Annotated in this window: 6 protein-coding genes; 3 read left to right on the top strand and 3 right to left on the bottom strand. The window is 44.0% G+C overall.

Translation table 11 applies throughout. The features are described from left to right. Positions 1-477: MipA/OmpV family protein (locus OEV42_21160; protein ID MDH3976779.1), on the top strand; the 477-nt coding region annotated here is incomplete at its 5' end. Between the two features lie 78 nt (positions 478-555). Further along, positions 556-2,199, top strand: coding sequence for a DUF4301 family protein (locus OEV42_21155; protein ID MDH3976778.1), 1,644 nt, complete (start codon positions 556-558; stop codon positions 2,197-2,199). 20 nt (positions 2,200-2,219) lie between these two features. On the opposite strand, the gene OEV42_21150 is transcribed toward OEV42_21155, so the two are convergent. Together OEV42_21150 and OEV42_21145 are read right to left on the bottom strand one after the other, a co-directional pair. Next, positions 2,220-3,428, bottom strand: coding sequence for a glycosyltransferase (locus OEV42_21150; protein ID MDH3976777.1), 1,209 nt, complete (start codon positions 3,426-3,428; stop codon positions 2,220-2,222). A gap of 80 nt (positions 3,429-3,508) precedes the next feature. After that, complete coding sequence (locus OEV42_21145; protein ID MDH3976776.1) at positions 3,509-3,811, bottom strand: DUF2288 domain-containing protein; 303 nt, start codon at positions 3,809-3,811, stop codon at positions 3,509-3,511. 170 nt (positions 3,812-3,981) lie between these two features. Here OEV42_21145 and OEV42_21140 point away from each other — a divergent pair, with 170 nt between their 5' ends. Then, positions 3,982-4,974 (top strand): mechanosensitive ion channel, encoded by a 993-nt coding sequence (locus tag OEV42_21140; GenBank protein ID MDH3976775.1) that lies wholly within the window; start codon positions 3,982-3,984, stop codon positions 4,972-4,974. On the opposite strand, the gene OEV42_21135 is transcribed toward OEV42_21140, so the two are convergent. Next, a complete protein-coding gene (locus tag OEV42_21135) occupies positions 4,963-6,129 on the bottom strand; it encodes an IS4 family transposase (GenBank protein MDH3976774.1) in 1,167 nt (388 codons plus the stop codon). The two genes, OEV42_21140 and OEV42_21135, sit on opposite strands and share 12 nt — an antisense overlap.

The following is a 6,129-nucleotide window of genomic DNA, read 5'->3' as shown; positions in this document are numbered from 1 at the left end:
CGTTGTCGAGCTGGGTCCCGTGTGCAGGTCGTGCTTTTTAAGTCAAAGAAGGGGCATTTCTGGCTCAGAGCCTCCTTCCCTCTGCGCATGGCAATAGCCAGCGACCTTAGGGATACAAGATCCGTCGGCTTTGTATTTTCACCCTACCTGCAGGCGCATGCAGATCACAAATGGGATACCGATTTTTCCATAGGCCCTATCTGGGCCGGCGAAGCCTTCCATGACTACGTCTATGAAGTGGATCCCAAATTTGCCACCGCCACCCGCCCCGCCTATGATGCAAAAGGGGGATACAGCGGAACCCGTTTCACCATTTCCACGGGCCACCGCTACAAGGGCTGGTGGTTCGGTTTTTTTGCCCGTTACGACGACCTTTCAGGGGCAACCTTTCATGATAGCCCGCTCGTGAAAAGAGAGGAATCTTTCATGACGGGCGCTGCCTTATCAACAATTATTTATTCGGAAAAGCTTCAATAAAAAAATCAATAATAACAAGGGCCTCAACTCAAAAACTTTTATCGCGTTATAAATCATGTTTGAGATAGAAAGACCTTTATGGTAAAAAAGAAGAGCCGGAAGACAGCCGGACTGAGGAAACTAAACAACAATATTGGGAGAGAAAGGAAGTTAATGGCCCACTTTCCAGATGAAAAAGACAAAGCGCAAATCGCCTCTATGGGTATATCAGAAGAAAAGATAGAGAGGGAACTTGAAACCTTTAAAAAAGGGATTCCATTTATTCATATTGAAGCGCCATGCACCATAGGACATGGCATTGAAACAATCGATGATGATGAAATTGAAAGTTTTATTTCTCTCTTCAAAAAAGCCGTAAACTCGGGAAGAGCCATGAAGTTTACCCCTGCCTCGGGAGCCGCGAGCCGCATGTTCAAACTGCTGCTCTCCTTTTATAATGACCTGGACCGGTTCGATAAAGAAGAAATACTTCACAGGGCGGTAAAAGGGGAGTCCGACTTCGAAAACTTTCTTCTTTTTTTTGATTCAATAAAAAAATTTCCTTTTTTTGAAGATCTGAAAAAGACCCTGGCAGACAATGCCTTTGAAATAGAAAACCTGCTTTCAGAGAAAGAGTATAAAAGAATACTTGAATACCTTTTGACGGAAAAGGGGCTTAACTGCTCGAACAAACCAAAGGGGCTCATCCCTTTTCACCGTTATGATAATAATGCAAGAACTCCCTTTGAAGAACACCTTTCAGAAGCAGAAAGCTATGCAAAAGACAAGCATAATATCTGCAAAATTCATTTCACCATTAATGATGAATATAGAGATTCCATTCAAAATAAAATCGAAAGCTATACAAAAGAACGGGAAAAAAGAGAGACCCCTTTTCAAGTCACCTATTCAAGCCAGCGGTCATCAACGAATACCATAGCTGCAGATATGGATAACAATCCCTTTCGGGATAAAAAGGGATCACTCCTTTTCCGCCCGGCAGGCCATGGCGCACTGCTCGAAAACCTCAATAGCCTTAATGGTGACATTGTTTTCATAAAAAATATTGATAACGTTACCCCCGACAGGCTAAAGGAGACGACTATCCTCTACAAAAAAGCGCTCGGCGGCTACCTGGTAAAGATACAAGAGGAGATATTTGCAATCCTGAAAAAGATTGAAGCAAAAGACTTTAATATAGATTTTACGGCACAAACATTAAAGTATATGAGGGAGAGATTGTCCCTTGTTATTACTGAAGAAATTGAAGTAAAAAGTGAAGCAGACAGAGCAGCCTTTATATTTTCAAGCTTAAACCGGCCCATCAGAGTCTGTGGCATGGTTAAAAATGAAGGCGAGCCCGGAGGAGGCCCCTTCTGGGTAAAAAATCATGAAGGCTCAACTTCCCGGCAAATTGTAGAAAAAGCCCAGATCAATCTGGATGATGAGAAACAGCGGCAATCCTTTCAAAGGGCCACCCATTTCAATCCCGTCGACCTCATCTGCGGCATCCGGGACTACAAGGGGAAGCCCTTCAACCTCACCGATTACAGCGATCCTGAAAGCGGCTTCATTTCTATTAAGTCATCTCATGGAAAAAAGTTAAAAGCGCTGGAACTGCCGGGGCTCTGGAACGGCGCCATGGCAAAATGGATCACCCTCTTTGTGGAGGTTCCCATTGCTACCTTCACACCGGTAAAAACCGTTTTTGATCTGTTACGAAAAGAACACCAGCCGGGCTGATATAAAAAGGCGCATGCCGGCTACGACTGGCGGGGACATCCATACAGTCCCCAGAGATAATAGCGCTGAGTGGCAAATCCGAGGGCCTGCTCCCTTACTTCCTCTTCGGCATACCTGATATTATACTTCCACGTACTGTAGTTGAAGGTAAGGCTCCGCGCAAAGTAAAGCGGTTTTAACGTATTGATTATCTTCTTCTTGTCACTCATGTCCTTTGTTTTGTCGTACTTGAAAACCAGGTTGTAAAATATTTGCGTCCACAAAAGAACATCAAGGTTGTAGAAATCCATTCTGAACATGTTCTCGATTCTCGCTACGGCATAGGGCCCTAAAAGCTCATTGATGTAAGGAAGATACTCCTTGTAAGAAGCGGTGCACTTTTCTTTTAAGTCACGTACATCGATTTCGAGCCCCTGCGGTTCCGGCATGGTTGCATCACCATAAATTTTTGGCTTTACAATCTGGTCTATCCCGTTTGACACCCATTTATCCTGATTGGCAACAAGGATATCGAGGAGTGACTCTATCACCTGTTCAAACATAACACCCAGCTTTGGTGCACTGGCGTTATGGACCTTTTTGCCGAGCGCCGACTGGCACACTTTAAAGCCTCCCATAACGGCATTCATGGTGAGGAATATGTCGATGCCGTACTGCTTGACGGCGCCCGACCATTGCTTCTCCAGGAGATGGCGAATAAATTTGGCAGACATGGCAAAGTCCCCGCCAATGGGCTGACGAATGTCTGTAGAAAACATTCCGAAAACCACGGGGTAACAGATATGGTTGGTAATGGAACCGTCAAACTGATGCCTCGTATAAAGAGGCGTTGCTAAATCGTGGCCTTCCAGAATCGGTCTGCCGAGAAGATCCATCCACTCTTTAGTAATGGAGCGAAGATCGGCATCGACAACGATAATGACTTCGGCTTCCACATCAACGGCATATTTAAAGAGATTTAAAAAATTGTGCCCCTTGCCCCGGACCCCTTTTGCCGTACTGATGTACTTCTTTTTTACGGCCGTTTTGGCATTCATAAATGCCTGTTTCGTATTATCGGAACTGTCGTTATCAACGTTGACGATGACACTGCTGCGGTCAGGAAAGTGATATCTGAGACCTTCAGAGACCGTTTCAGCGACGAAACCGATAGTAGCAGCTTCATTAAAGGAAGGGATTCCGACAACAATGTTGAACTTTTTGTTAGCTTTATTATTCTTGCTGGTCATATTATCCTCTGAACTCAATTTTATTAGAATAATCCACTAATCAGGTACATAGAGGCCACATTGTAAGAGGCTAAAAAAACTTAATGTTTCAACTGTTGAACAAGAACGAAGGGTGAAACAACGATCGAAGAGAGTTCTATTCCCTTCTCCTTCCATTCTTTTGCATCGTCAGGTGTGGGCCGTAACAGCTTTTCCTCCTTTATCCAGTCCTGAACCAGATCAACATCATCTTGAGCCACCTTTATCGCCACATCGATAAGGTCGAGTTCGGAAGAAACAATAATAACCGCCCCTCTGGTATAGTGAGGACCAATTACCTTCCAGTCGGCAGGGCCGACCTCCTTTTCGAGTTTTTCTCTTAGATTTTCCGTGTTATTTGTCATATGATGTTAAACTTTACTAAATAAAAGGACATTAAGTCAACCTTCCAGGGCTTTTGTTAAAATATATGGACAGGGCGGTTCCCTAAGAAATAAAAATACTTTATTTTGCCTTCTCGCTTTGCCCCTGAATCTGATATGAAGAAAAATATATTACAAGGTTGAGGAGACATATGGATTTCCTGAATCACATTTTTTCCGACTTTATTGCAGCGGGCCGCTATATTGATGCAAAAATCATTGCTGTCCTTTTCGTTAACATTACACTTTTGATTTTTGCAAAACGGATTCTGAAAAGTGTCTACCATACACAGGAGGAAGACAAAAGTTTTCTCCTTAGACTCAATATTTTCAGGACTCTCAACCTGCTCATTATTTTTTCATTCGGCTACTATCACCTGACCAAACCTCTTGCCAGTAAAGGCTGGGCTTTTAAGGCCGTCTCTATCCTGATAATTATCTATCTCTGTTATTTCAGCGCTCACATTATTCACTACCTTATCAGGAGCCGTTACGGTCGCTCCCGTGAAATAAACGGGGAAAAACAAATCATAGATACCTATAATTCTCGTCTCATCAATATCCTGATAACAACCTTCATCACAATAATCGTCATGATTTCAGTGGTTAGAATATTGGGATTCAGCAGCCTTCTTGAAGCCGGCGGGGTTCTCGGTTTTATCGGCGTATTTCTCGCCCTCACCCAAAGCACCTGGGCACCCGACATACTAAGCGGCCTTATTGTTCTCAACAGCGGAATGATCGAAGTGGGAGATGTTATCGAACTGGATGACAGTGAAAAAACGCTGGGGATTATACATAAAACAAAAGTTTTCCATACGGAAATCCTCAACATTAAAAATAACCACCGGATTATGATTAAAAATTCGAGACTGAGGGATTACCAGATAAATAACCTTTCCAAGTTTGCTTCAGCAAAGGGGCTTCGAGAAAGGCTGACTTTCAATATTGATTATTCAGCAGGAGAGGAGCAGGTTAAAGAAATGTTTCTCTCAGCTTTCGAGGAGGGGAAGACAAGCGGGATTTCAAGTATTGAATACCAGCACCCTCTGGAGATCGGTGTACTCGATACGGCTGATTATGCTGTTACCTGGGCTATTTATTATTATACGAAAGCACTAGTGTCCCAACGTTTAATTGAATAAAATCAGCTGGTTATCAGGTTCAGCAATATCTGTTTTGTAGTCTGATTTCATAAGTACCTGTAATATCGACGTTCTTTCGAAACTTGTAACGCTCAGAATCTGTAATATTGTGTAGAGACTTATCTCCAACTTGAGTCGTTTCTTCATAATGGCGACCATAACGTAAACGGAGATGGCAATCCATATCTGAGTCTTTACAGCGTTTTCGCTGGTACCGTAGAAGGTTTTGATTCTCAGGTTCTGTTTGATCCACTTGAAGAAGAGTTCTACTTGCCATCGACATCGGTAGAGCTTTGCTATAGAAATTGCTGGCAGTGCAAAATTGTTGGTCAGAAAAACCAGAGTCTTTTTCGTCTCGGCATCGTAGTATTTTACTCGGCGCAGCTTGTCCGGGTAGCTCTTGACTTGATAGAAGCCGGTAAGCATCACCGTCTGGTCGCATATAATTCCCGTTGACCTGTCTGCTGGATGAGAATAGATTCTGCGGCTCTTGAGGTTGGACTTGCCCCGTAGTACAAAGAATGCGGCAGCCTGTGTTAGGTTGTACAGTCTGGCAAAGTCCAGGTAGGCCCGATCCATGATATAGAAAGCTCCCGGTTCTATAGGAATGATATCGAGGGTATTTACTTCGTGGAGTTTTCCCTTCGAGATGTGAATGAAAGTAGGAATGTTGCCTCGAAGGTCTAAAAGAGTGTGAAGCTTTATCGCTCCCTTGTGTTGACGAAAGTGAGCCCATGGGAACACGGACAGGCATAGATCGATCGTAGTCGCATCCAGAGCGTAGGCCGTCTGATCGAGTTCCAAACCGAAATCCTCGTTCAGATATAAGCTGCGAGCTGTCTGAATGAGGGAATAGGCAAGGTCGGCATAGATGCGCCAATCGCGGACCTTGTTGGCGTTTGCCAGAGTGTTGCGGGAAACATTGCTCCGAATGCCCATGTGGTAGAGCTTCTTTTTCTGGGCACGAAGACAGGCTTCTATGTCCCGTAAACTCTCGCGGTAAGTCAACTGGGCAAATGCCATGCAGAGGTATTGATCCAGACAGGTGAAGTCCTTGATCTTGTGATTGCCTTTGTAGCGGCTGACACATTGATGAAAGGTATGAAGCGGCAAATGCTCCATTACCTGAGAAAAAACCAGTTTGCCTGTGTACAT

The sequence above is a fragment of the Deltaproteobacteria bacterium genome (assembly GCA_029860075.1).
GTDB lineage: Bacteria > Desulfobacterota > JADFVX01 > JADFVX01 > JADFVX01 > JAOUBX01.
The sequence above is the reverse complement of the archived record's forward strand: the minus strand, read 5'-3'. Positions and strand labels throughout refer to the sequence as shown.